Source organism: Paenibacillus sp. J22FR5 (assembly GCF_059691975.1).
Window position 1 is genome coordinate 22,896 of the sequence record NZ_JCAUAN010000031.1, and the last position, 24,462, is coordinate 47,357.

17 protein-coding genes and 2 pseudogenes are annotated in these 24,462 nt (G+C 45.8%); 16 read left to right on the forward strand and 3 right to left on the reverse strand.

Annotated elements, in window-relative coordinates; genetic code table 11:
* Window positions 1-25: 25 nt before the first annotated feature.
* Window positions 26-778, forward strand: a pseudogene (locus AC58P7_RS27185) (ThuA domain-containing protein); the annotation flags it as partial.
* A gap of 81 nt (window positions 779-859) precedes the next feature.
* Window positions 860-1,891: pseudogene (locus tag AC58P7_RS27190) on the forward strand (aldose epimerase family protein); the annotation flags it as partial.
* A 197-nt stretch (window positions 1,892-2,088) separates the two neighbouring features.
* Here the strand turns inward: AC58P7_RS27190 and AC58P7_RS27195 are convergent.
* Window positions 2,089-2,340: a hypothetical protein gene (locus AC58P7_RS27195; RefSeq protein WP_497348592.1), complete on the reverse strand. Its 252-nt coding sequence runs from the start codon at window positions 2,338-2,340 to the stop codon at window positions 2,089-2,091.
* A gap of 350 nt (window positions 2,341-2,690) precedes the next feature.
* On the opposite strand from AC58P7_RS27195, the gene AC58P7_RS27200 reads away from it, so the two are divergent.
* From AC58P7_RS27200 to AC58P7_RS27210, 3 genes are all read left to right on the forward strand, one after another.
* Window positions 2,691-4,229 carry an AbfB domain-containing protein gene (locus AC58P7_RS27200; protein ID WP_497348594.1) on the forward strand — a complete coding sequence of 513 codons (1,539 nt, stop codon included), beginning with the start codon at window positions 2,691-2,693 and terminating at the stop codon, window positions 4,227-4,229.
* Window positions 4,230-4,389: 160 nt separating this feature from the next.
* Entirely contained in the window at window positions 4,390-5,919 is a 1,530-nt protein-coding gene (locus AC58P7_RS27205) for a serine hydrolase domain-containing protein (RefSeq protein WP_497348596.1), read from the forward strand.
* Window positions 5,920-6,048: 129 nt separating this feature from the next.
* Entirely contained in the window at window positions 6,049-7,464 is a 1,416-nt protein-coding gene (locus tag AC58P7_RS27210) for a PAS domain S-box protein (protein WP_497348598.1), read from the forward strand.
* 201 nt (window positions 7,465-7,665) lie between these two features.
* On the opposite strand, the gene AC58P7_RS27215 is transcribed toward AC58P7_RS27210, so the two are convergent.
* Entirely contained in the window at window positions 7,666-8,532 is an 867-nt protein-coding gene (locus tag AC58P7_RS27215; protein ID WP_497348600.1) for a LysR family transcriptional regulator, read from the reverse strand.
* A 146-nt stretch (window positions 8,533-8,678) separates the two neighbouring features.
* On the opposite strand from AC58P7_RS27215, the gene mdcA reads away from it, so the two are divergent.
* Genes mdcA through mdcH form a run of 6 tightly spaced genes read left to right on the forward strand, consistent with a single transcriptional unit; the run spans window position 8,679 to window position 14,773 of the window.
* Complete coding sequence (mdcA, locus tag AC58P7_RS27220) at window positions 8,679-10,331, forward strand: malonate decarboxylase subunit alpha (protein WP_497348602.1); 1,653 nt, start codon at window positions 8,679-8,681, stop codon at window positions 10,329-10,331.
* Between the two features lie 4 nt (window positions 10,332-10,335).
* Window positions 10,336-11,229 (forward strand): triphosphoribosyl-dephospho-CoA synthase, encoded by an 894-nt coding sequence (locus AC58P7_RS27225; RefSeq protein ID WP_497348604.1) that lies wholly within the window; start codon window positions 10,336-10,338, stop codon window positions 11,227-11,229.
* Complete coding sequence (locus AC58P7_RS27230) at window positions 11,210-11,503, forward strand: malonate decarboxylase subunit delta (RefSeq protein WP_497348666.1); 294 nt, start codon at window positions 11,210-11,212, stop codon at window positions 11,501-11,503. Before AC58P7_RS27225 ends, AC58P7_RS27230 begins: the two co-directional genes overlap by 20 nt.
* A 2-nt stretch (window positions 11,504-11,505) precedes the next feature.
* On the forward strand, window positions 11,506-13,209 hold the full coding sequence (locus AC58P7_RS27235; protein ID WP_497348668.1) for a biotin-independent malonate decarboxylase subunit beta: 1,704 nt from the start codon (window positions 11,506-11,508) through the stop codon (window positions 13,207-13,209).
* Window positions 13,200-13,829 (forward strand): malonate decarboxylase holo-ACP synthase, encoded by a 630-nt coding sequence (locus tag AC58P7_RS27240; protein ID WP_497348606.1) that lies wholly within the window; start codon window positions 13,200-13,202, stop codon window positions 13,827-13,829. Before AC58P7_RS27235 ends, AC58P7_RS27240 begins: the two co-directional genes overlap by 10 nt.
* 14 nt (window positions 13,830-13,843) lie before the next feature.
* Window positions 13,844-14,773 (forward strand): malonate decarboxylase subunit epsilon, encoded by a 930-nt coding sequence (gene mdcH, locus AC58P7_RS27245; RefSeq protein WP_497348608.1) that lies wholly within the window; start codon window positions 13,844-13,846, stop codon window positions 14,771-14,773.
* 144 nt (window positions 14,774-14,917) lie between these two features.
* Here the strand turns inward: mdcH and AC58P7_RS27250 are convergent, their stop codons facing one another.
* Window positions 14,918-15,427 (reverse strand): tetratricopeptide repeat protein, encoded by a 510-nt coding sequence (locus AC58P7_RS27250; RefSeq protein ID WP_497348610.1) that lies wholly within the window; start codon window positions 15,425-15,427, stop codon window positions 14,918-14,920.
* Window positions 15,428-15,746: 319 nt separating this feature from the next.
* Between AC58P7_RS27250 and AC58P7_RS27255 the strand changes: the two genes are divergently transcribed.
* The 5 genes from AC58P7_RS27255 to AC58P7_RS27275 all read left to right on the forward strand — a co-directional run bounded on the left by AC58P7_RS27255 (window position 15,747) and on the right by AC58P7_RS27275 (window position 24,451).
* On the forward strand, window positions 15,747-17,042 hold the full coding sequence (locus AC58P7_RS27255) for an ABC transporter substrate-binding protein (protein ID WP_497348612.1): 1,296 nt from the start codon (window positions 15,747-15,749) through the stop codon (window positions 17,040-17,042).
* A gap of 23 nt (window positions 17,043-17,065) precedes the next feature.
* Window positions 17,066-18,901: a sensor histidine kinase gene (locus AC58P7_RS27260; protein ID WP_497348614.1), complete on the forward strand. Its 1,836-nt coding sequence runs from the start codon at window positions 17,066-17,068 to the stop codon at window positions 18,899-18,901.
* Entirely contained in the window at window positions 18,879-20,411 is a 1,533-nt protein-coding gene (locus tag AC58P7_RS27265) for a response regulator (RefSeq protein WP_497348616.1), read from the forward strand. The genes AC58P7_RS27260 and AC58P7_RS27265 overlap by 23 nt, the downstream gene beginning before the upstream one ends.
* Window positions 20,412-20,677: 266 nt before the next feature.
* Window positions 20,678-23,458 (forward strand): beta-galactosidase, encoded by a 2,781-nt coding sequence (locus AC58P7_RS27270; protein WP_497348618.1) that lies wholly within the window; start codon window positions 20,678-20,680, stop codon window positions 23,456-23,458.
* 123 nt (window positions 23,459-23,581) lie between these two features.
* Window positions 23,582-24,451 carry an ABC transporter permease gene (locus AC58P7_RS27275; RefSeq protein ID WP_497348670.1) on the forward strand — a complete coding sequence of 290 codons (870 nt, stop codon included), beginning with the start codon at window positions 23,582-23,584 and terminating at the stop codon, window positions 24,449-24,451.
* Window positions 24,452-24,462 lie beyond the last annotated feature (11 nt).

Consider the following 24,462-nt stretch of genomic DNA (forward strand, 5'->3'; position numbering starts at 1 on the left):
GTATGATAAATGGAGGGATGAATCGATGAAAGTAAGGATTGGCAGCGGACAGATGTTTGAGATGAAACCGATCCGCGTGACCATATGGAATGAATTTATTCATGAGAGAACAGACCCGCATGTAGCCCGCATCTATCCAAAAGGCATTCATCAAGCGATTGCTGCTGGTATTGGACCGTACGGATTTCAAATTCAAACGGCAACCTTGGATCAGCCGGAGCACGGATTAACGACGGAGGTGCTTAACCATACGGATGTATTGATTTGGTGGGGGCATCTGGCTCATGATGTGGTATCGGATGAGATCGTCGATAGAATTCAAGCAAGGGTATTGCAAGGCATGGGTCTCATCGTACTTCATTCTGGCCATCGTTCGAAAATTTTCCGGAAATTAATGGGGACTTCATGTGATTTGAAATGGAGGACAGATGCAGAGCGGGAAAGGTTATGGGTTGTCGACCCTTCTCACCCGATTACAGAAGGAATTGGCGAATTTATCGAATTGCATACGGAAGAGATGTATGGAGAGTTTTTTGATATCCCTGCACCCGAGGAGCTTGTATTTGTCAGCTGGTTTCAGGGAGGAGAAGTATTTCGTAGCGGCTGTACCTATAGGCGTGGACTCGGGAAGATTTTTTACTTCCGACCAGGACACGAAGAGTACCCTACCTATCACAACAAATATATTTTGCGGGTTATAGCGAATGCAGTAAACTGGGCCGCGTCACCCCATGGGGCAGAGCCTGTATACGGATATATGCGACCGCTTGAGCAAATGAATAAAGAAGTGCCTCCTGTACCCGTTCAAGTGAACATGGCATTCGGTCGTATATCCAAGCAATATTTCGGGAAAACCGCTGATGGTGAACCTGTGTATCTCTATATATTAACCAATAAACACGGCATGCAAGCCTCAATTATGACTTACGGCGGCATTATGCTGACCCTCAAAGTACCGGACCGAAACGGAGCAATGGAAGATGTCCTTCTTGGTTATGGGACGTTGGAGGATTTCTTACGAACCGGGAATAAGCCATACTTCGGGTCGGCCATCGGACGGTACGCGAATCGCATTGCAAATGGCCAATTCATCCTTGATGGTGTGACCTATCAGCTATCCGTCAATGAATCACCCAATACGCTTCACGGCGGAAAAAGGGGATTTAACAAGAGGGTTTGGGCATCAGAGGAAGTCTATCACAATGACGCAGTTGGAGTCGCGTTATACTATACTAGCAAAGATGGTGAAGAGGGGTTCCCAGGTAATCTTGGAGTAAAACTTAACTATACGCTGACAGACAACAATGAGTTAATCATTAATTATTCAGCCATGACAGATAAAAAGACCGTTGTAAATCTGTCCCAACATAACTATTACAACTTGGCAGGCGCGGGCAAAGGGAATATTCTTGGTCATGTGCTTACGATTCAAGCCGACCGGTTTACGCCGATTACGCCGGATCTTATTCCGACTGGGCAAATTCAAAGTGTCGCCGGTACACCGCTTGACTTTCGGATCCCGATAGCAATCGGTGCGCGGATCCATTCCCAAGATCCCCAGATGAAGTATGCAAGAGGCGGTTATGATTTTAATTATGTACTGAATCAAAGCGGTGCCGCTATAGTTAAGGCAGCAAGCGTGTATGAACCGAATTCGGGCCGGATGATGGAGGTCTATACGACACAGCCAGCCATACAGTTTTATTCAGGAAACAGTCTGGATGGAAGTGATATCGGGAAGGGAGGAATCGTTTATAAACGGTATGACGGGCTTTGCATCGAGACTCAGCATTATCCAGATTCTCCGAATCATCGCAATTTCCCTAGTACTGAATTGCTCCCGGGTCAGATTTACAAGCAAACGTCCATCTATAAGTTTTCAGCATTTTGAAACGTATATCAATCGTTATCAGCAGCTATCTTTTGTATGAGCGCTTAGTTGAGATTGGATTAATTAAAAAATAAATCAGAACGGGAATGACCACCACATCATTTGATTGTGGCGGTCATTTTTTTTTGTAGTAGCAGTGTAAATATGAGCCTGGCTTAAAAAAACCGACACTTGACACTCATGGCCTTTGCTATTTATCAGAATGGTCTGCAAGGGAAAAAAGGCCTTCTATCCAAAAGAATAATGGCTAATAGATCAAACAGAACTAAAGGGATGATGAAAGGCAGGAATGAAATTTGCGCTTTCTTTCCATTTCGTGCCGGTTTTAAATAGACCCTATTACCGTCCACTTTCACTATGGTTCCTTTGTAAGTGCCATGAGTCGTTCTTATCATAACTTCTCGATTGAGGTACTTTTTACAAATTAAATAGGAATCTGATCGCTTCAAAATGAATACCTCCTTTCTAGCTTTATTTATCTAGTATATGTCCGTCCAATAGAACAAGTGTGTGTTATAAACAACTAATAATAATTCCTGTGTCTGATGCTACAGTTTTATTTAAAGTGAACAGACGTTCCAAATAGTTTTTCATATCCAATTTAATATATATTTCTAATTAAGTATACTTTAATAACCAATTTAGTATATATATTGAATTTGAAATGTTTTACAATTGATTTGTAAAGCGCTTACAATACCGTGAGAGGAGTTAAACAAATTAGGCTTGTCGTCTTTTATAAGAAAATGAAAAAAGTAATTTGTCTCATTTATGAAAAAACTAGCAGAGGAGTTTTTTAATGAAAAAAAGGTATAAAATCTCAAGCATTGCTGCCTTGGTTATTGTAATTTTCTTAATGTTGTTGACTACTGCAAGTGCTTTCGGCCCTTCTACCCTATATACGTCGCCAAGCACGGATCCAAGTCCGGGAACCTTATATCCGAGAGCACTTACCCTCAATTATAGCGGTTCTTATAATGGAAGGATGCTGGCGACATTTGAACATTATGTTAATGGTACCCCTTCTTTCCCTATCTACCAAAGCACGGATGGAGGAGTAACCTGGTCACACCTTTCAGAAGTTACGGACCAAGTCAATGGATGGGGATTACGTTATCAGCCATTTTTGTACGAACTGCCGCAAACTATTGGCAATATGCCGGCTGGAACTCTTTTATGCGCGGGTAACTCTATTCCTTCAAACTTGTCCTCAACGAAGTTAGATCTCTATAAAAGTACGGATCATGGCGTTACTTGGACTTTCGTTAGCAGCCAAGCAACGGGTGGGAAGGCCGATCCATCTGGTGCATTCGATCCGGTCTGGGAACCATTCCTTCTTGTAGCCAACAATAAGCTCATTTACTATTATTCAGATGAAAGAGATCCTCTTCACAATCAAAAGCTAGTCCACATAACTTCAACAGATGGGATTAACTGGAGTTCTATTGTCGAGGATATTTCCCTTGCAGATTCGACAAAACGACCGGGTATGACTACCGTCGCTAAAATGGGGAATGGCAGCTACATCATGACGTACGAATACGGTGGTGCAAGTCCTAATTTTGCGATTTATTATAAGATTTCTACGAATCCAGAAAATTTTGGGGCAGCTACTGATCCCGGGACTCAACTCATCACGCAGGACGGTGTTAAACCTTCGAGTTCACCTTATGTGACATGGCTCTCGGGCACAGGACCTAACGGGACAATTGCTGTAAGAGCAAATTCAAGTTCAGAATTATTTTTGAATAACGAAAATGGAGCATCGAACACATGGACCAGAGTTAGTACGGACGTTGCAGGTGGTTACAGCCCAGCATTAATACCTCTTGCTGATAATCACAATGTGCTAATTCTTAACGGAGGTCCCCTCGGAAGTACGAACCATAATTCGGTCACTTATGGAAGTAAAGAATTGGGAGACGCTACTCTGTTGCACCAATGGGAATCGTTTAGCGTACCCGGTTCTTATATGAGGCATTATAATTTTGCTGGGAGAATTGATCCGTCTCCTATTAGTCCGATAGATGACTCCAAATTTCGGATGGTACCGGGACTTGCGGATTCAAGTGCTGTCTCTTTCGAATCGCTCAACTTCCCAGGGTATTATTTAAGGCACTACAACTATGTACTCCAAGTGGGTAGAAATGACGGAACCACTACATTTAAGAGTGATGCAACATTCACGAAAGTGGCGGGATTGGGTGATTCTTCTAAGGTGTCCTTTAAATCATACAATTTCCCGACACGCTACATTCGCCAGTTAAGTAATGTTCTTAGAATCGACCCTATTAGTACAACGCAAGAAAAAAATGATGCTACCTGGATACAGCATTGATAAAACAGTATTTGAGAATATTAGCTTAAGATAAGGGCTTTCAACATAAGGTGGAACGTGAAGGAAGTCGGAGGATTGAAACATAAAGGAGATCGTCACACACCTTCCCAGGAAGATGTATGCCGATCTTTGTTTTTAGATGGGGATTGGATGTCCAGTCGTGGTAAAATATTCCTGTAAAGGCGTTATTGGCCTGTATTTCGATACTAAAGTTGGGATGGAGTGGTATTTGATGAATTTGCATGTGAAAAACGAGCTTGTTTTGCCGCGAAGCCTTCCAGAAGCTCAAGGCCTTTCCTCCTCATCCGTAGTGGAATTTCTGGAAGCTGTACGGACGCAAAATCTGGAACTTCACAGCTTGATGCTGCTGAAAAATGGCTTTGTCATCGCCGAAGGATGGTGGCATCCATATGCGGCAGATTTGCCTCACTCGCTGTTCTCGCTGAGCAAAAGTTTTACTTCCACCGCCATTGGACTCGCCGTGTCGGAAGGTATTCTATCGTTGGATGATAAAGTTGTTTCGTTTTTTCCGGATGAAACGCCTAGCGAAGTGTTACCCAATTTGTTAGCCATGCAAATTCGCCATTTATTGATGATGGGCACCGGACACTCGCAAGATACGAGCGATTCGCTGTGGAAACATGAAAACGGTAGTTGGGTAGAAGCATTTTTGCAGCAGCCAGTCCCATACGCACCTGGATCTCATTTCGTATATAACAGTGGGGCGACCTACATGCTGTCCGCTATTTTAAATAAGGTTACTGGCCAATCGCTGCTGGACTATTTGCAGCCACGTCTACTGGAACCACTCGGCATTTCCGGCGCAACGTGGGAATCGTGCCCGCGTGGTATTCACATAGGTGGCTGGGGGCTCAGTTTGACAACAGAAAGCATCGCCAAGTTCGGCCAACTATATTTGCAGCATGGCATTTGGAATGGAGTACGTATCCTAACTGAGGACTGGGTGACGGAATCAACATCGAAGCATATTTCGAACGGTGACGGTGGTGAGAGCGATTGGGCACAAGGGTACGGTTATCAATTCTGGAGATGCCAACACCATGCATTCAGAGGCGATGGGGCGTTCGGACAATTTTGCATTGTCATGCCTCATCAAAATGCCGTTATGGCGATTACTGCTGGCCTCAATGACATGCAGACTGTTCTGAAAGCAGTATGGACGCACTTACTGCCAGCGATGCATCCGGACCCACTGCCGTATAACGAGGAATCAGTTGTCGTAATGGGAGAGCGTTTGCAGAATTTGCGTCTTCAGCCGCCGCAAATAGCAGTTTCGTCTCCCCAAGAAGCTTCGTTCACCGGGCATTATCAACTTGAGGAAAATAATCTGTGTTGGGAGACAATCACTATACGGGTTGAAGAAAATGATGTGTACATCAAGCTTCGCGACCACCATGGAGACCATCATGTACAGTGTGGCCGAGGGGCATGGATAGAACAATTGTCCCGACTTAATCAAGGCATGGAACAACGCGTAGCAGCCAGTTTCACTTGGAGAGATTCGGATACGCTGGAGTTAACTGTACAATATATCCAAACACCGTTTTGCCACACGGTCGTTTGCAGCTTGAATGGGACAGAACTCTCACTGGCAATCACACCTAATGTCAACTTTGGGTCGACAGACTCGACATTGATTAGTGGTATGAGAAAAGGAAATATTACGTGATTGGGGGAATAAGAGAGGTAATCGTGTAATCATATTTTTTAGAAACTTAAAAGACATGTAATAAAGGGTTTTGCCCATCGGAGAAGAATAAAACCTAGATCAATTGTTTAAATTAGGGGACGCTTACTCATGAGACTGAAAGAATATTTATTAGATTCTTTAATGAACTTAACCTCCGATGGGATTGTAATCGTTGATGTAAATGGAACTGTGTTAGAGGTTAATAAGAAATTTGAAGAGTTACATGGCTGGACGAAGGAAGAGGTTATAGGGAAAGTATTGCCGATGACTCCTGATAATTATAAAGAAGATGCTCTTCGACTATATCAATCTTTAATAGAAGGCGAGCCAATCAAGAATTTCGAAGCGATAAAACTTAGAAAAGACGGCTCTACATTTTACGCGAATGTTACGGTTTCACCTGTGAAAAATTCTGAAGGATTGGTTATTGGATTTATCGGTGTGGAAAGGGACATTAGTGAAAAGAAAAAAGCAGATGAGGAGCTTTTAGATAGAGAAAAACAGTTTAGAAGGTTGATTAAACTTAATCCTGAACCCATTGTTTTGCATATAGATGGGGTCATCCAGTTTGTGAATGATGCTTGTTGTAAACTTTTTGGTGGTGCTTCATCAGACGAGTTCAAAGGAAGATCGATCTATGATTTTTTCAGTTCAAATGATAAGGACATCATTATAGCGCGACTTCAGCAGATCATGCAGACGGATATGGATAGTTACAGTGAATTTATTGAGAGAAAGATGCGAAAGTTAGACGGAACTTTTTTTGATGCAGAATTATCTTCCATATATGTCTACAAAAATATGGGGTTTCCTGTCGTGCAGAGCGTGATTCGTGATCTCACTGAGCGCAAAAAGTCGGAAGAAGCGATTATTAGGTCTGAAAAACTGTCGCTCATTGGTCAATTGGCAGCTGGGATAGCACATGATATACGTAATCCATTGACTTCCTTGAAGGGGTTTGTGCATTTACTTAAAAGTAAAAATACAGACTATGTTGATGTCATGATGGAAGAACTTGAACATATCAATTATGTAGTCAATGAATTTATGACTCTGGCAAAACCACATCTGAATTATTACATAGAGAGTAAGACGTTAGAGCTTGTTCAAAGTGTAATTGGTTTTCTACAACCCCATGCTCTTCTGTATAACGTTCAAATACAAGTGGACATGGATCAAGAAATCCCCTTAATTTATTGTATACCGGACCAAATCAAACAAGTTTTAATTAATGTCTTGAAGAATGCGATAGAGTCTATGGCCAGTGGGGGAGTAATACAAATATCATTCAGAAATCATTTAAATCAAGATTTGGTTATTTGCGTCAAAGATCAAGGTGTAGGTATTTCTGAAGAAAGGTTAACCCAGTTAGGAGAGCCGTTTTTCACTACAAAGGCTAATGGAACGGGGTTAGGACTAATGGTTTGCAAGCGTATTGTCGAAGGACATGGAGGCAAATTGTCAATTCAGAGCAAAATTAATCATGGTACTACTGTTGAAATAGAGCTGCCTTTAAAAAAATAAAACAAGTGTTGAGTGCTTAATGTTGAAAATTTTTGAGAAACGCTGAATCATTCAACTTACATCCCTCGTTCTGGATCATGATGGGGCGCTCGGCTAAAGTGAATTCGGGCCATTCGGGCAAAAGCCGCCGAAATGAATCGGTTGGTGCGAGACCCGAAATGGTCAGCTTGAAGCACACCATCCCAGGGCTTCAGGGAAAATTTATAACTTCGCGAAATAGTCGATAAGAAACTGACGGAACGTCCGAACTGCCAGACCTAAGTGATGCCCCTTCTTCCAGTGCAGCTCGATGGAGCGGGAACAGAAGGGCCGCTTAATCTTAAGAAGGCTGATGGAATCGTCCGTTGTTCCTCTCCATGTGACGGAAGGAACAAATGCAATTCCCTGACCGGCACGAATGAGCTCTCTCACCGTTGCGGGATCATCGCTTTCAAACGTAATTCGGGGATTGAATCCAGCGACTATGCAGAAGGCATCGGTCCTCTCACGCAAGCTGTTACCTTTCTTCAAACAAATAAGACCTTCATTGGCGATTTGTTCCAAGTGGATGCTGGATTGGGAAGAAAGTGGATTATCCTTTGGTACGGCTATAAGAATTTCCTCATTAAGCAATTCCAGTTTATCTGTTCCATGGAGTCCGATCGGCAGGGAAGTTACGCAAAGATCAAATTGGGACGGAGCCGAAGTCCGGAAATGCTGGTAGAGCTGAAAGGTAACCTCCGGATACAGGAGACGAAATTCTCTTATCAGATTCGGAATGATTGACGATGCCACATCGAAACTGAAGTGAATCGTGCCTTTCACTTCGCCTTCCTCATCCTGGAGCTCGTGTCTGGCTTCGTGAAGTTCATTCAGAACCCCCTCAACCCTCCTCAGAAACATCTTTCCCTTGTTATTCAACTCAATATGCTTACCTTTGCGGTCAAACAAGGGGACGCCTAGATCCTTTTCAAGATTGTGGATCATTTTACTCAGAGCCGGCTGTGAAATATGCAGCTCCCTGGCAGAACGAGTTACATTCTCCGAACTCGCGACGTGTTGAAAATAGACCAGTTGTTGAAGCTCCATAGGTAAACCTCCCTTATATTCATTAGGTTATATGAAATATGATTAAATATGTATTTTAAATTATATGTCAAATTAAACTACAATGGAAATAAGAAGTTTTTGCATGATCTAATAAGATGATCTCTGCATATGGAGGCTGATGATGTTTGCCGCATACAGGAGTAATAACGCGTAGTTGGACGCAGCGCAGTGACGAGAAGAACCTTCGGATGAAAGCAGCAAAGGAATGGATGAAAGGAAGACTGCTGCCTACCGAGAGAATCGTGGATGTGCTGGAGGTCCTGATCAAGCCTGAAGATAAGGTTGTGCTCGAGGGCAATAATCAGAAGCAGGCATCTTTTCTCTCTGAATCGCTATCCCGGGTATCCAGCAAGCGAATCAACCGATTGCACATGTTAATCAGCAGCATCTCCCGACCGGAGCACCTGGACTTGTTTGAGCAAGGGATCGCTAGTAAACTCGATTTTTCTTATGCCGGTCCGCAGAGCCTGCGGGTCGCCCAGTTGGTCGAGGACGGTCTCATTGAGATCGGGGCGATTCATACTTACCTTGAGCTATATGGTCGTTTGTTTATTGATTTGATACCGAATGTGGTTTTGGTCGCAGCCGATAAGGCTGATGCGGAGGGGAATCTCTACACGGGCCCGAATACGGAGGAAACGCCTACCATTATCGAGGCTGCCGCGTTCTCGAACGGAATCGTCATTGTTCAAGTGAATGAGATCGTGGAGAAGCTGCCCAGAGTGGATATCCCTGGCTCTTGGGTGGATGTAATCGTACAAGCAGATAAGCCGTATCCGCTCGAAGCGCTGTTTACCCGAGACCCGCGCCATATCACGGAAAGTCAGATCCTGATGGCGATGCTTGCGATTAGAGGGGTTTATGAAAGGCATCAAGTGCAATCGCTCAACCATGGGATCGGCTTCCATACAGCCGCGATCGAGCTGTTGCTTCCAACCTACGGGGAACGTCTGGGACTGAAGGGGAAGATTTGCAAGCATTGGGCGTTAAACCCGCATCCGACCTTAATTCCTGCCATAGAAAGCGGCTGGGTGGAGAGTGTTCACTGCTTCGGGGGCGAGGTGGGCATGGAGGAGTATGTAGCGGCTCGACCGGATGTCTTTTTTACAGGGCCTGATGGCAGTCTTCGTTCGAATCGGATGATTTGTCAGGTAGCGGGGATGTATGCTGTGGATTTATTTATCGGCTCCACTCTTCAGATGGATTATGAAGCCCATTCGTCGACTGTAACAAGAGGTCGATTGACGGGGTTTGGTGGGGCGCCCAACATGGGAAGCGATCCAAGAGGAAGACGGCATGCGACTCCGGCATGGCTCGATTTGATTACGGAAGATACTCCTACTGTAAAGGGCAGGAAGCTGGTGGTCCAAATGCTTGAAACCTATCAGAAAGGAGGCCAATCTGCCTTTGTTCCCTCTCTTGACGCCATACAGGTAGGCAAGCAAGGTAAGCTGCCGATCGCGCCGGTCATGATATATGGAGACGACGTTACGCATGTCATTACGGAGGAAGGGATTGCTTACTTGTATAAGGCGCAAAACATGGAAGAAAGAAGACTTGCGCTCGGAGCGATTGCTGGCGTAACGCCGCTCGGACGAGAGCATGACCGTTCCTTGAATGAGCGGCTGCGACAGGAGGGGCTCATCGCGTTCCCGGAGGATCTGCAGATTCGGAGAACCGATGCAAGAAGGTCCCTACTCGCGGCCAAAAGCATTGAAGATTTAATCGACTGGTCAGGCGGCTTATACCGACCGCCTGGAAAATTCCGAACGTGGTGAGGTGATGTCAGTGTGGAAAGACTCGGACAATTGCGGGAAAAAGTTGGCATCCCTGGCTGTAGCTGCGCTCATTGAGGAAGCGGAGCTGACTCCCAAGCCCGGATTGGTCGATATGCGCTCATCGGGAAGTCATACCAATATGGACATTTCCTTAATGCGGGCATCTGCCGAAGCCCTGCATTCCTGCTTCGAGGCCATGGGGAGATCGGCCTTTCGGCGTAACCCGGATCAGGAATTGCGGGAAGAGCTGGCTTTCTTGGGACGCTCTGGAGAGGCGGAGATGATGCGTGTGACACAAGGAGTGAACACTCATCGAGGGGCAATTTGGGCACTCGGCTTGTTGATCGCCGGCGCCGCTGTTCACGGCTGGCCGGTGCCTGCCGAGGATATCGCGGCCACCGCTGGCAATATTGCGAAATTCGAGGATCGACACGCCCCTCCACAATTCACCAATGGCATGAAGGTTATGCGCCAATACGGCATACATGGAGCAAGAGGGGAAGCCATACAAGGCTTTCCTCATGTCGTCGGTATTGGACTGCCAATGTTGCGGGAGATGAGAGCGAGGAATCACCTGGAGGGAACGGCACGGGTTCATGCTCTTCTTTCCATCATGGCCCGTCTATGTGACAGCTGTCTTCTTCACAGAGGAGGACCGCTAGCACTTGAGGCTGCGCAACAGGGGGCGAGCTATGTGCTTGAATTGGGAGGGCTGGTTACAACAGCAGGCAGAAAAGCATATCTCCAGCTCGAACAGCGCCTGCTCGATCACCGTGTATCCCCGGGAGGGAGTGCAGATCTGCTTGCAGCCGTACTATTTTTAGATAAAATTCAAAGCGCGACGGACGCAGCGCATTTGCTGCATGGAGGTGATTACGATCGAACAGTTAAACTTTGAATATAAAGCAGAGCGAAATATCACAAAAAATGGGCATGTAGGTGTTGTTGCTTCAGGCGATTTGGAGGTTTTGGTGGAACCTTCTCTGAATGGTATTGCGAAGGTTAGCATAAGAACGCAGACTGTGGGTTTTGGGGAGATTTGGAGAGCTGTATTAGACCGTTTTTTCCTTGCTAACAACATTGCTGTAAACATACAAATTAATGATTTTGGTGCTACGCCAGGTGTCATTAGCCTGCGTTTGGCCCAGGTTGTGGAGGTCATGGAGCTATGAGCATGCAGCCAAATTTCATGAACAGCTTCATAGAGCTAAGCGCCAGAGAAAGGGCCAAGGCGGTGTTGGATTCAGGCAGTTTTCGTGAACTACTGGATCCGTTCCAGCAGATTGTTTCTCCCCATCTTGCCGCTCAGGGGATCGTCCCCCAAAGCGATGACGGCGTTGTAGTAGCCAAAGGGACGATTGAAAGTAGCCCGGCTGTCATCGCATCTGTCGACGGCAGGTTTCAGGGGGGAGGCATTGGCGAAGTCTCCGGCGCTAAGATCGCAGGGGCTCTGGAGCTGGCTTTGCGGGACAATCAATTTGGCATATCCACCCGTGCGGTACTACTTTTGGAAACCGGAGGCGTCCGCTTGCAGGAGGGAAACTTCGGGCTGCTTGCGATCGCGGAAATTCAAGCGGCTATCGTAGCGTTGAGGCGCTATCAGCCGGTGGTCTGCGTCATAGCCGGCATGATCGGCTGCTTCGGCGGGATGTCCATTGCGGCAGGGCTTTGCAGTGCTATCATCATGACTAAGCAGGGGCGACTACAGTTGAACGGGCCGGAGGTAATCGAACAGGAGGCGGGAATTCAGGAGCTCGATTCCAGAGACAGGCGCCTCATCTGGTCGATGTCGGGTGGAGAACAGCGGTTTGAGACCGGATTGGCAGATCAACTGGTTCATGATGATTTGGAGCAAATCCGAGGAGCCGTTCGCTCCGTTTATCGGTCAAAAACAACGGCCTCTCCCAGAAGCTCGCAGGTGGACCGTTATCTCTGTCGTCTATCTGGTCTAGATGCGGGGGAACGAATAACACCAGGTATGTTAAGGAACCACTGGGGGTATTCCGATAAGACAGACCTTGGACCCATGCCACCTTCTCTAAATCAGCATCTTGGAGGAAGTGAAGGAGAAAAAACGAGCCGGGGCCGGACATTTTTTCATCGATTAACGCATTCGAAAGAGCGAATCCCCACTAGGGCCCGAGCGGTCATGTCGGCGGACTCGCGTCTTGGACTGGAGCGAGTGCGGTATATTGCCGTTGCACCAGACGAGGGAAACCGATTTGTCCGAGCCCGAAACGGGGAAGTCGGCTTGGATGAAGGGTGGAGTATCGCGGATTGCGTACGCCAAGCTGTATCGGAGGACAAGGATCGGGATAAACGGGTGATTGTAGCCATTGTGGATGTTCCCAGCCAAGCTTATGGATATAGGGAGGAGCTGCTCGGGGTCCATCTGTCCTGCGCTGCGGCGGCGGATGCCTATGCGACGGCCAGGCTTGCTGGCCACCCCGTTATCGCACTTATCGTCGGTCAAGCGATATCCGGAGCATTCCTGGCCCACGGTTTGCAGGCAAACCGAATCCTAGCTTTGGATGATCCTGGAGTGACGGTGCAGGTGATGTCCAAGCAGTCGGCAGCGCGAGTGACACGAAGAAGGATCGAGGAGTTGGATGAGACGGCAGCCAGAATCGCTGCTACCGGATATGATGTGAAGTCGTTCGCCACGCTCGGTGCGCTTCATCGCTTGTTAGAGGGAATTCATGCCGAATCTCCTACGTCCGTCGAAATAGAGGTGGTCAAATGCGCTTTACTTGAGGCGATCACAGAAGCACGTCTATCCCCCTATGATTTGAGTAGCCGGCTTCAATCCGAACAGGCTCAAGCCTCTCGATCTTTATCGATTATGGTGCGCAAAAAGCTGGCCGAACAATGGAGCTGAATGTCCATGATTTGATTAGAATCCAGTCATCTTTTGATTTGCAATGGGAAGGTTCTGTTCCGGATTGGATGCATGAGGCCTTGAAAGAAACCCCGTGGGTTGTCGTCCGCCGCAGTGCGATCAAGGACGCTCTCATCCCGGTTGGTATTCGCGGCGCAGATCGTAGTGAACGCTTGGCTGCTCACCTTCCCGTACCCTGCGTACAGGAGGTAATAACTCCCAAACAGCTTGCCCTTGAAGCGCGATGGCGTCATCATGTTCCCAAAACGAACATGCTAGCATTCTCACAATTGGATGAAATCGCTGCTTATTATAACCCAGTCGGCATCGGCTGGGGACCAACAGGCAGTATAGGTTTTGAGCTCGCAAGTGGTGCGAGAACCATTCATCCTGGAAGTGACATGGATCTTGCTATTTATACGCCACAGCGAGTAGATCGCCAGACGGCTTCCGAATGGAACGCATTTAACAGTCAACGTTCAATCCGAGTGGACGCCCTTCTCGAAACCCCGGCTGGGGCGTGCTCTTTAGCCGAGTATGTGCGATCCGAGTCGCCCATTCTGCTACGGACGGTGAACGGTCCGATGTTGGTTAAGTGTCCGTGGACACCTGAAACTTAAGGAGTACGAATAAGATGACATTGGCGTTTCTTTTTCCTGGTCAAGGCTCACAACATCCGGGGATGCTTCACCAACTGCCGGACCACCAGTCTGTGGCAGGCACGATCGAGGAAGCCTCTAGTGTCATTCATTCCGATGTCCTTCAATTCGATACGGCTGAATCCCTAGGCTCCACGGTTGCTGTGCAGCTTTCTCTTCTTATATCGGGCGTTGCGATGGCCCGAATGCTTATTCAAGAGGGAGGGCAGCCATCTTATGTAGCCGGACATTCCGTCGGAGCATTTGGAGCGGCGGTTACATCAGGTGTATTGAGCTTCCGAGAGGGGTTACGCCTTGTTAAACTCCGGGCTGTTCTTATGGAGGAGGCCTTTCCTTCGGGCTATGGTATGGGAGTCATTACCGGCATAGGTACATGGCAGGTGGAGCAACTCATTGATCAGGCCGCTAGCAAAGGGGAGCAAGTCTATTTGGCCAATCTTAACGCTGAGCAACAGGTTACTGTTGCAGGAACGATCGAGGGCATTAGACTGGTACTGGAAGGAGCACATGGTGCAGGTGCGCGCAAAGCGGAACTGCTGCGAGTTGCTGTTCCCTCGCATTGTTCATTGCTGGAGCCAGTGGCTGGTATGCTAAGGAAAGCGTTAAGTTATGTACCGCTGAATGAACCGCAAATCCCTTATATTTCCAATAATACAGCCCGGCTATTGCGTTCATCCGATTTGATTTGCGAGGACCTAGTAAGCAGTCTTGCCAGACCGGTGAGATGGCATGATATGACCACACTGCTTGTTGAACGAGGCACCCGCTTGTTTATTGAGATGCCGCCGGGTCATGTCCTCTCCTCTCTATCCAGATCATCCCATCCATGGGCTCGTTCGGTCGCAGCCTCTGAAATGGGATTGGAGTCCCTGCAATATCTGATGAGGCATGAACAAGATGTGTAGCACGTTACGTGATGAACGGATTATAGCTGCCTTAGTCGGTTGGCACAGGTGAGGTGAAGAAGCATTTTGGTATACAGCAAACGCTTCTTCATCTTTTTAGTATTTTGTCAGTCAATGGATGTTCGTCCTATGTAATAGTAATGTTCATTCGGCAATTTCATCAAGGTCTTCGTTGTAAGCCAATATCCCGCGTTTAAAATAATGCAACTTTTCGTCAGAGGTAGTTTCCATTAAATTGGTGACCAACAGTTCGACGCTTTCCTTGTAGTTTTGGCTATTGTACAGCGCCATGGCGAGAAACACTTGAATGGCCCGGTTCTCTGGAAATTCCCTCGCGCCTCTGCGCAACGTCTCCACTGCTTTTCCGTAGTCCCCCCAGTAGCGATATGTACTCCCCAGACCCATTAGGCATCTTTCTAGATCAGGTCCAGATAGGCCCAATTCAAGAGCTCGCACATAAAATGGAATCGCCTGACGTCCCATGCCAGAATTGTCATGCGCGATTCCGGTTTGGTAGTTGATCTCCGCATCATCCGGATAATTAGACAGTAGTTCTAATAAGTGCTCGCGAGCCTCGCTTAAGATCGCTAGATCTTGTGTGGCTCGTCCTTCTTCGCGCCGTTCAATCCATATGCTCAAATCGTCTCTAGTCATATGTTCACCATTCCTATGTTGGCAGTCTATTGAGATAAGACCATCTTAACATAAAGCAGGCGCTTATTGAGTTAACAGGCTACTGGCTTATGCAGATAACAAAAACAAATATTTATTGTAAATGTTACCATAGAAATCGACTGTCTTCAGAAAAATGAGTCTGATATCGAGTATAGTTTTTCTTCATTTGCTACTTCATTATTTTAAATAAACCGCTTATATTAAATACATACATAAAATGCTAGTTTCCTTTTCCCTACAGAAATCGTAAAGGTCTTTCGAATCGTTATGTAAACGCCATCAAAGAAAGAGTGATTCGATGAAATCTCGCCTAGTAACACTTAGCCTATCGATTTTCATATTATTAACCGCGTGTCAATCTCAGAACGTAACGAAAGTTCCCAGAAATCAGCCAAAGGAGCAAACACTGTCTTGGGTTCATCATTTTGATGAGGAGGGCGCTCGCAAATGGTTAGACACGGGTACACAGCTGTTCAGTAAACAGCATCCTTCGTATTCCTTTGCACTTACGGGTGTTGATGGAGGCAACTATTTGAGTTTGCTGCGTACTTGGGCGATATCGGGCAACATGCCGGATATGTACATGATTGATAATTTAGATACAGCTGGGGATTTTATTCGCACAGGCTACGCGATGGATTTAAGTAATCAACCCTTCTTATCCGGAATCGATGAGCGTTATCTAAATGGCGTGAAATCAGCCGATGGGCGCATTTGGGCGCTGCCGATCGATGTGAATGGTGTCGGTGTGATTTACAACAAGGATGCATTTGCCAAGGCTAATATTAAGGAGCCGCCAAAAACATGGGAACAATTTATCGAAGCCTGTGAAGCACTGCAACATGTAGGGATTATCCCGATCGCAGCTGGCTATAAGGATTCTTGGACAATCACCTGGGATATCGCGGCGGATTTGTTAGTGAATCAACATGCTGCGAATCGCAAGTGGATTGCGGATATAGAAGCAGGCAGAACGTCATTTGCCGATGATCAGATTCATTTCAAGGGGATTTTGCAACGTTATGGTGAACGCTTGAATTTTGTGAATAAAAGCCCCTTTGAAACGGATTGGAATCAGGCACAAATGCTCCTCGCGGAAGGAAGAGCTGGGATGATTATTAACGGGACTTGGACCGTTGATGGTGTGAAATCGAAGAATCCTGCGACGAATTTGGGGATGTTTGCATTCCCTTATTCAAATGATCCGCAGCATGCGATATTCGGGTTAAAATCGACAGGTGGGATTGTGGTCAATCCCAAATCACCGCATAAAGAAGCCGCTTTACAAACATTGGAGCTGTTTGCTTCGCAGAAGATGGGAGACATTTTCCAAAAGGATAAGAAAGCGCTATCTGTCATCAAAGGTCTACCCAAAGATTTCGATCCAACCTATGTAGAATTAGATTCAACGTACATTCAAACGGGTAAAACGTACGATTGGTCGAGCCTGTCCGTCGATTTCGTGAACCAGGATCTGCAGAAGGTATTCATTAATGCCATTACCAAATTCGTCATTGACCGAACGCATAATGTGGACCAATGTATCCAGGAACTAGATCAAGCTTTTAATCAGATTCGTAGACTTTCCAAATGAGTGCTGGTAAGGAGTAGGGATGAATGAGAGTGATTCAGCTGTTATTAAATCGGATCAAAGATTTTCGAATCCGCACGAAATTTTTTCTATCCAATATGATTCTCATTTTATTTATCTCTACAACCATTGGCGGGGTTGCTATTTACGCTTCAACGAAGTTTATTGAATCTAATACCAAGGATCTCTCCATGCAGGTGATTCACCAAGTTTCAGATAATATTGAGAGCAAAGCGAAAGAAGCTTTCACTTCTTCGGTCTATGTCCTTAGTGATACGAACATTCGGCAAATTGTTGCTGAACAAGGGGAACAAGTAACGAGTGATAGTTATCCCGCCTTTCGAAGTCGAATGGAATTTTTACTAGCCCAATATGGGAATGGGAATCCATATTTGAATGCCATCATGATCCAAACGAGCAAAGGGCAGGTGTATTGGTGGGAAAATAAAAATGGGCTGGATCATACACTGAATCATGAGGATGTTGCTGCCATGACAGTGAGTGGAAAAGCGTATTTACAAACGCATCAGCTCAACATGGGATGGTCAGCTTCTTTACGTAAGCGAAACGAAGTGTTTCTGATCCGAGATTTCATTGATTTGAACCAAATCGATCGCAGCTTGGGTACGATTATTTTCAGTATAGACTCCACCTATTTTCTGTCTCTTGGTAGTGGGAGTTCCATTATTAAGCAGGATAATGTCGCGATTCTCAACCCGCTCAACGAATTGTTGGTAGGTGGAGGTAGCCCTGAAACAGACAAGCTTATTAAGAAAAGTATTAACAATGTGCTGAGTGAACAGGATGATGCAATGGCCACGGTTGAATATGCAGGCTCCGATAGTCATCTGTTCGTTCAAGAACGAACACCTACTTTGGGCTGGCGGGTACTCTGTTTCATTCCCATGTCAGTGTTATTGTCAGGTACACAATTATTGGTGCTAGTTATTCTATTTGTCTCGTTACTTGCCGTGCTGATCTCAACGGGTATTGCCGCGATACTTTCAAACTCGTCGACGCGAAATATCAAAATTTTGGAGCAGACGATGCGACGCGTCGAAGATGGCAATTTCGATGTGCGAATCGTGCCGCTCGGTAAAGATGAAATCGGGAGTTTATCGATTCGTTTTAATTTCATGCTAGCTCGTATCAATGAGCTCATTAATACGGTGTACAAGGAGCAAATCGCGAAGCAGCAAGCGGAGTTCACAGTTCTGATGAGTCAGATTAATCCTCATTTTCTATACAATACCCTAGGAACGGTGAAATGGTACGCTCGGATGCATGATCAACCGAAGATTGAACGTATGGTCACTTCAGTGATCGACTTATTGAAATCTTCCGTGCGGCGTGTTGGTGAATTTCATAGTCTAGCAGAAGAAATGACACAGTTGAACAATTATATGTATATTCAACAAATTGGGTATGGGGACGCTTTTCAAATGGTCTATGAGGTAGATGAGCAGTTAATGGCATGCGAAGTGCCCTATTTTATCCTGCAGCCTTTGGTCGAGAATGCCATTCTGCATGGGATCGAAATGTCGAAAGGACAAGGGCACATTCGACTAACGGCTAGGGTCGCCCATAATGTCTTGACGCTTATCGTAGAAGACAATGGCAAAGGGATGGATACGGAACAAGCTGCGAATCTCCTGCATGTTGTTTCAAAGAAAGAAACCGTCCCAGGGGTTACGGGGATTGGTATCCATAACGTTCACGAGCGAATCCAGCTTTATTATGGACATCCGTATGGGCTCAGCTATGAGAGTGCAATAGGCGTGGGTACCAAAGCAATTGTGCGTCTTCCGTATAAAATACATCGTCAAAGGTGGGCTGAGCATGCTGAACGCCATGATAGTTGAAGACAATGCGATTTATCGATATGCGATTAAATCAATTATTCGATGGGAAGATTACGGCTTTCAAATTGTGAGTGAAGCTCTAAATGGCGTACACGCCTTAGATTTATTGCAGCATCAGCATGTTGATTTGATTCTGACCGACATTTCAATGCCTGAGATGAATGGGATTGATTTAATCCAGCGAGTGAAACAACAGGATGAATCGATAAAAATTGTAGCACTCAGCTCGTTTGATGATTTCCGTTTCGTAAAGGAAGCTTTAAAGCTAGGTGCGGAGGACTATTTGTTAAAGCATGACCTTGAACCAGATACTTTACAGCAGTTACTTCAGCAAATGAATACGAAAATTGAAGCGGATCACGACCTTCAAAGACAAGTTGACATTCGTAATGCGAATATGCAGGAAATGTGGCATTTATTAGGACGCAAGTTACTATTGGGGGAATTAAAGTCTTCCGATGAAATGGATGAGCAAGTAAAGGCGATTCGATTTCCTAAACAAACAGGACCTACGGCTGTTATGCTTATCGAGGGTGAGTTTAGTTCGAGTTCATATCACGCCATTTTTCCCCACAATGATGATTTCCCTATGATGATATCCATTTCAGCTTATAGAACAGTTGTTATAGCCCATTTCCCACATGAGAAAAGCGAACGAACATGCAGCGAAGAATTACTGCGACAAGCCTCGATGATCATTAAGCAGATAAACGAAAATACGACTTTGACAGTGGGCATCAGCACGATCGGGTATGGATTAAAGGATTGGTCGATGTTATATAAGCAAGCGGAATCGGCCTTAGAGCAGTTTATTTATGAAGGTGAGGGTCAAGTCTATTCGTATACGGTCAGGAATCCTAAAGAAATAGAAAGCATGGAAGTTTCAATGAACGGCTTGTCTGCCGCCATCAAAAGCGGTCAACTTGCAGAAGTTGAAACGCAGACGGAGTTGTTTTTTAATAGCCTGTTTGAGAGAAAGCTGCCACTAACTGAACTAAAAAACCTACTCCACGAGGTGATCATGCTTACGAAAGTAGCTGCGATAGGTAGAGGAAAATTTACAACTAATGCCGAGGCTACTTATAGGCAAATCAATCGCATGCTGGAAATATCCCCTTACTTCCAACAATTGAAATCATTATTCCAGAATTGGAATAAAGAACTGAGCTATGAATCGAATCACAACGTGGTATTTCGGAAAGAAATTCAAGCAGCCATTACGTACATAGAAGAACATTATGCGGAGGATATAACCGTTACGAAGCTGGCTGAGACGCTTCATCTCAGCTCTAATTATGTATCGAATTTGTTCAAAAATGAGACAGGAATGAGATTCATCGAATATTTGAATCGTTGCCGAATACGTAAAGCCAAATTATTGCTTCAGGATGCCAGCTTGAAGGTGTATGAAGTAGCGGAAAAAACCGGTTTTCAAGAAACCTCCTATTTCTGTAAAGTATTCAAAGAAATGGAAGGTAAGACGGTCAAAGAATATAGATGCGAGAGTTAACCAAGCAAGCTTGTTCTGTGAATACTATAAGAAATCAGTGAAATATAGAAGGAAAGCAGCTGTGAATTCAGTTATAATTCACAGCTTTTTGCTATGTACAGGAGCGGTGAACATTGGAGTTTTGTTATATATTTAAGAGTTTATTTCAATGAAAGCGCTTTATAAATAGTCTATACTCACATTGTACAAACAACAGATAAACAACCTTGGTTAATGAAACGGGTTTCATAAAAGAAATCAAGGAGACGAAATGAGGGGATTGTGCTTTGCAACAATCAATAAGCCAAGCGATGGGTATTCAATTATCGCCTGAAGCGATGCGAATAGACGGCAAATCGGAAATTATACTTTGTGCTTCTTTATTTTACTTTCGACTCCCTCGAGGGTTATGGAAAGAACGATTAGGTAAAGTGAAAGCTTTTGGATATAACGCAATTGATGTTTATTTTCCTTGGAATCACCATGAGACTGAGGAAGGTGTATGGGATTTTAGCGGAGAGAAGGATGTCGCCAATTTTCTTCAGGAGGCTTCGGATGCCGGCTTATGGGTCATTGCGAGACCGGGTCCGTACATTTGCTCAGAATGGGATGGGGGGGCATTACCTGCCTATCTATTCGTTAAAGAAAATCTGCGCATTCGGGATAATGATCCGCTTTACTTGGCACATGTGGCTAGATGGTACGCCGAGATCCTACCTATTCTTCAGCGATATGAACATGGGCAGGGAGGTTCCATTATTGCCGTCCAGTTGGAGAATGAGCTTGATTTCTACCCTTGTGCGGATCCCAAAGGATACATCTCAGCGTTGAGAGATCTAGCGATTCAACATGGGATCAAGGTTCCCTTGATCGCATGTGCAGGTCAAGGTGGATTGTCTCAAGCATCCGGGTTCGCTGAAGGTGTTATGCCTACCTGCAATTTTTATCCGAATGATCGTGATCCGAATTTCGAAGAGAAAGTTCTCTACTACAGAGAAGAATTAGCCCGCAGGGGTTATCCCTTACTGGTAACCGAAACGAACCGCTCGCACTTCCTGCTTCGAAGACTATTATCGGCGGGTGCCAAATTGCTAGGTCCTTATTTGCAAGCGTCAGGGACAAACTTTGGCTTTACGAATGCCGCCAACAATTGGGGGGATCCGCTATCCTTCCTTACGTCGGATTATGATTTCCATGGGATGATTACACCAGAAGGACATATCCGAGAAGAAGCGTACGAGGGCAGGTTGCTGCATCATGTCATTCAAACCTATGGCGCTTCTCTCGCCGAGGCATCGCCAAGCGAACTGCTTCATCGACTAGCGTTGAAGCAAGGTGGAGAACTTCTATTTGTCTCGAACGTCTCGGAGTTGGATGAGGAAGTTCAACTTTCGTTGGAGGATGACCACATTCCTCGCTATACCTCACTTGTTGCCGTTTCAGGGCATTGTCCAATCCTGCCGTTCCAAGTACCTTTACAAACTTGGGGGATTGCAGGCGGAGGCCAACTTGATTATGCAACGGCCGAACTGCTGCAAGTGAAGCATGTAGCGCATGAGCAACGTACACTGCTCGTTTTTCATACGGAGGGTGTAGGGGAATTGCAATTCACATTTGAGAAGGAGATCGAAATAAGGAACTCAGAGATGGAGATTCATGAGCCTCGATCTGAGCATGGAGTAACCTTATCCTTTCAATCTACGGAAAATGAAGCTAGAGCCTGGATTCACTTATCCGATGGACATAATCTTGAAATCGTCGGCATGAGTCGTGATCGTGCGCTGCGGTTGGAAGGCGTCGATGAGGAAGGCAAGCTGCTTATAGGAACGCTAGCTGTGCAAGCGGAGGAAAGCCGAGAGATGGATGGGACATGGAGGATGAGCGCCGTTGATCCCGTAATTTCCCTTTCAAATGAGGTAGTTTCACTTGGAGACCACGCTGATTATTTAGAAAATCACGGGATTTATCGCGGATTTGCATGGTATAAAGCGAAATTATCGCAAACTCCGGATTATCAGGGCATTATCCTACAGCGGGCTAGTGATGTGATTTCTCTCTATTCGGGTGAAGCGTATATAGGCACAGTTACGCCTGGCGGAGCAAGCCGCTTGCTGTCGTTCCCTGAGGGAGTTCACGTTATGCCTGAACTAACAGCTCGCGTAGAAATTTGGGGTCATACCAATTTCCACGATACGACGCTTCCAGGCCTTCACTTAAACAGTCTGAAGGGATTAACAGGCATAGTTGGGGTCACTTCGGCGACAGATTTAAACCAGAACTGGCGATTCAAGCTCATGCAATCCAGCGAGGATAAGGGCGATTATGCAGCCACTGATTTGGATGATGGGCAGTGGCCTCTGGTGAGCATCGGAGGTTGGTTATCTGCGGAACAGCCTGCGCACCACTGCTATCGCAAGCAGGTGAGGCTGACGGACAAAGGCGATCGTTGGATTCTGCATACGCCAGGTAACTTCACGCAAGCTTATGCTTATGTAAATGGACATTCACTTGGACAAGTGAATCCGCATGATCCGTTTCTTGATCTTACGCCTTACGTGAAGGCGGGAGAAACAGCGGTGATCACGCTATTTTTGGATAAAACGTATGTTCCTTTGAGCGGTCATATCACACTGTACGAAGGAACGTCCGCGAATAAGTGGACCGTAGCGGGTTGTCAGGAAATAGGCCTACTGCAACATGCAGAGATGTCGCGTACAGACGCGCAAACTGTCCAAGGAGCAATAACGATGAAGCCTGGGTCAGTCTCATGGCTCTACAGCGAGCTCAAGGATCATAACGAGGGATTAGGCTGGCGAGTTTACGCCAAAGGCCGTGATATGAAACTGACTGTGTTCTTCAACGGATATTTGGTGGGGCGATTATGGACCCAAGGCGGTGCGAACAGACCGGTATTCCGTGGCGGCAGTGATGAATCTTTTTATTTGCCTGGACCGTGGTTCCATGAGCAGGAAGCGGGTAATGAACTTGTCATTTTATTGGAAGCAGTAGCGTTAGATGAAGATGCCATGCTGGAGCCGTTACGATTCGTACCCGTCTCCGCTAGTTAATTTGAAAGGAGCTTGCGTATGAAAACTGCCATCACATCACAGGCATTAGAGGGCGTCTCACCTGCAGTCAGAAAGCGAACGACACCGTTGCGGAGATTTTGGTCGCACCGCACGTTATTCCTCATGTGTGTGCCTGCTATTCTATTTTTCCTAGTGATGTCCTATCTTCCTATGCCTGGGCTTTATCTTGCCTTCATCAACTATAACTACTCGGCCGGTATCTTCGGCAGTCAGTTTGTCGGGTTTGATAACTTCAACTTTCTAGTGACCTCAGGCGCGCTATGGAAGCTAACCTTCAATACAATTGCCTACAACCTTGCTTTTATCTTAATTGGCAATACACTGCAGATCGGCATCGCCATTCTACTCAATGAGCTTCGTAAAAAGTGGTTTAAGAAAATTACGCAATCCTTGATGTTTCTGCCCTTTTTCATCTCATTCGTGCTTGTCGGACTGATTGCTTATAACATCCTTAGCTATGATTTTGGTTTACTGAACAGCATTCTCAAAGAGATCGGATGGGATCCTGTAAAGACTTACTCGAATCCGAGTATATGGCCCTTTATCATTGTCATCACGTATTTGTGGCAATCCACCGGCTATGGCTCCATTGTGTATTTCGCCGCCATTATGGGATTAGACTCTGAGATTGTGGAAGCTGCTGAAATTGATGGTGCCAATGCCTTACAGCGTATTCGTTATATCGTATTGCCATGGCTAAAGCCGACTTTCATTATTTTATTGCTGTTCTCAATGGGAGGCATCCTCCGAGGGAATTTCGGATTGTTTTATAACTTAGTCGGCGCCAATAACACGGCACTCTTCGATGCAACAGATATTATTGAGACGTTCGTATTCCGCTCCTTAATGAACAACTTTAATTTCTCTTTAGGAAGCGCTGTCAGTTTATATCAGTCTGTGTTTGGCTTCTTCATCGTCATAACAGCGAACTGGCTTGTGAAAAAGGCTTCGCCTGAAAACACACTGTTTTAATGTGAATTTGC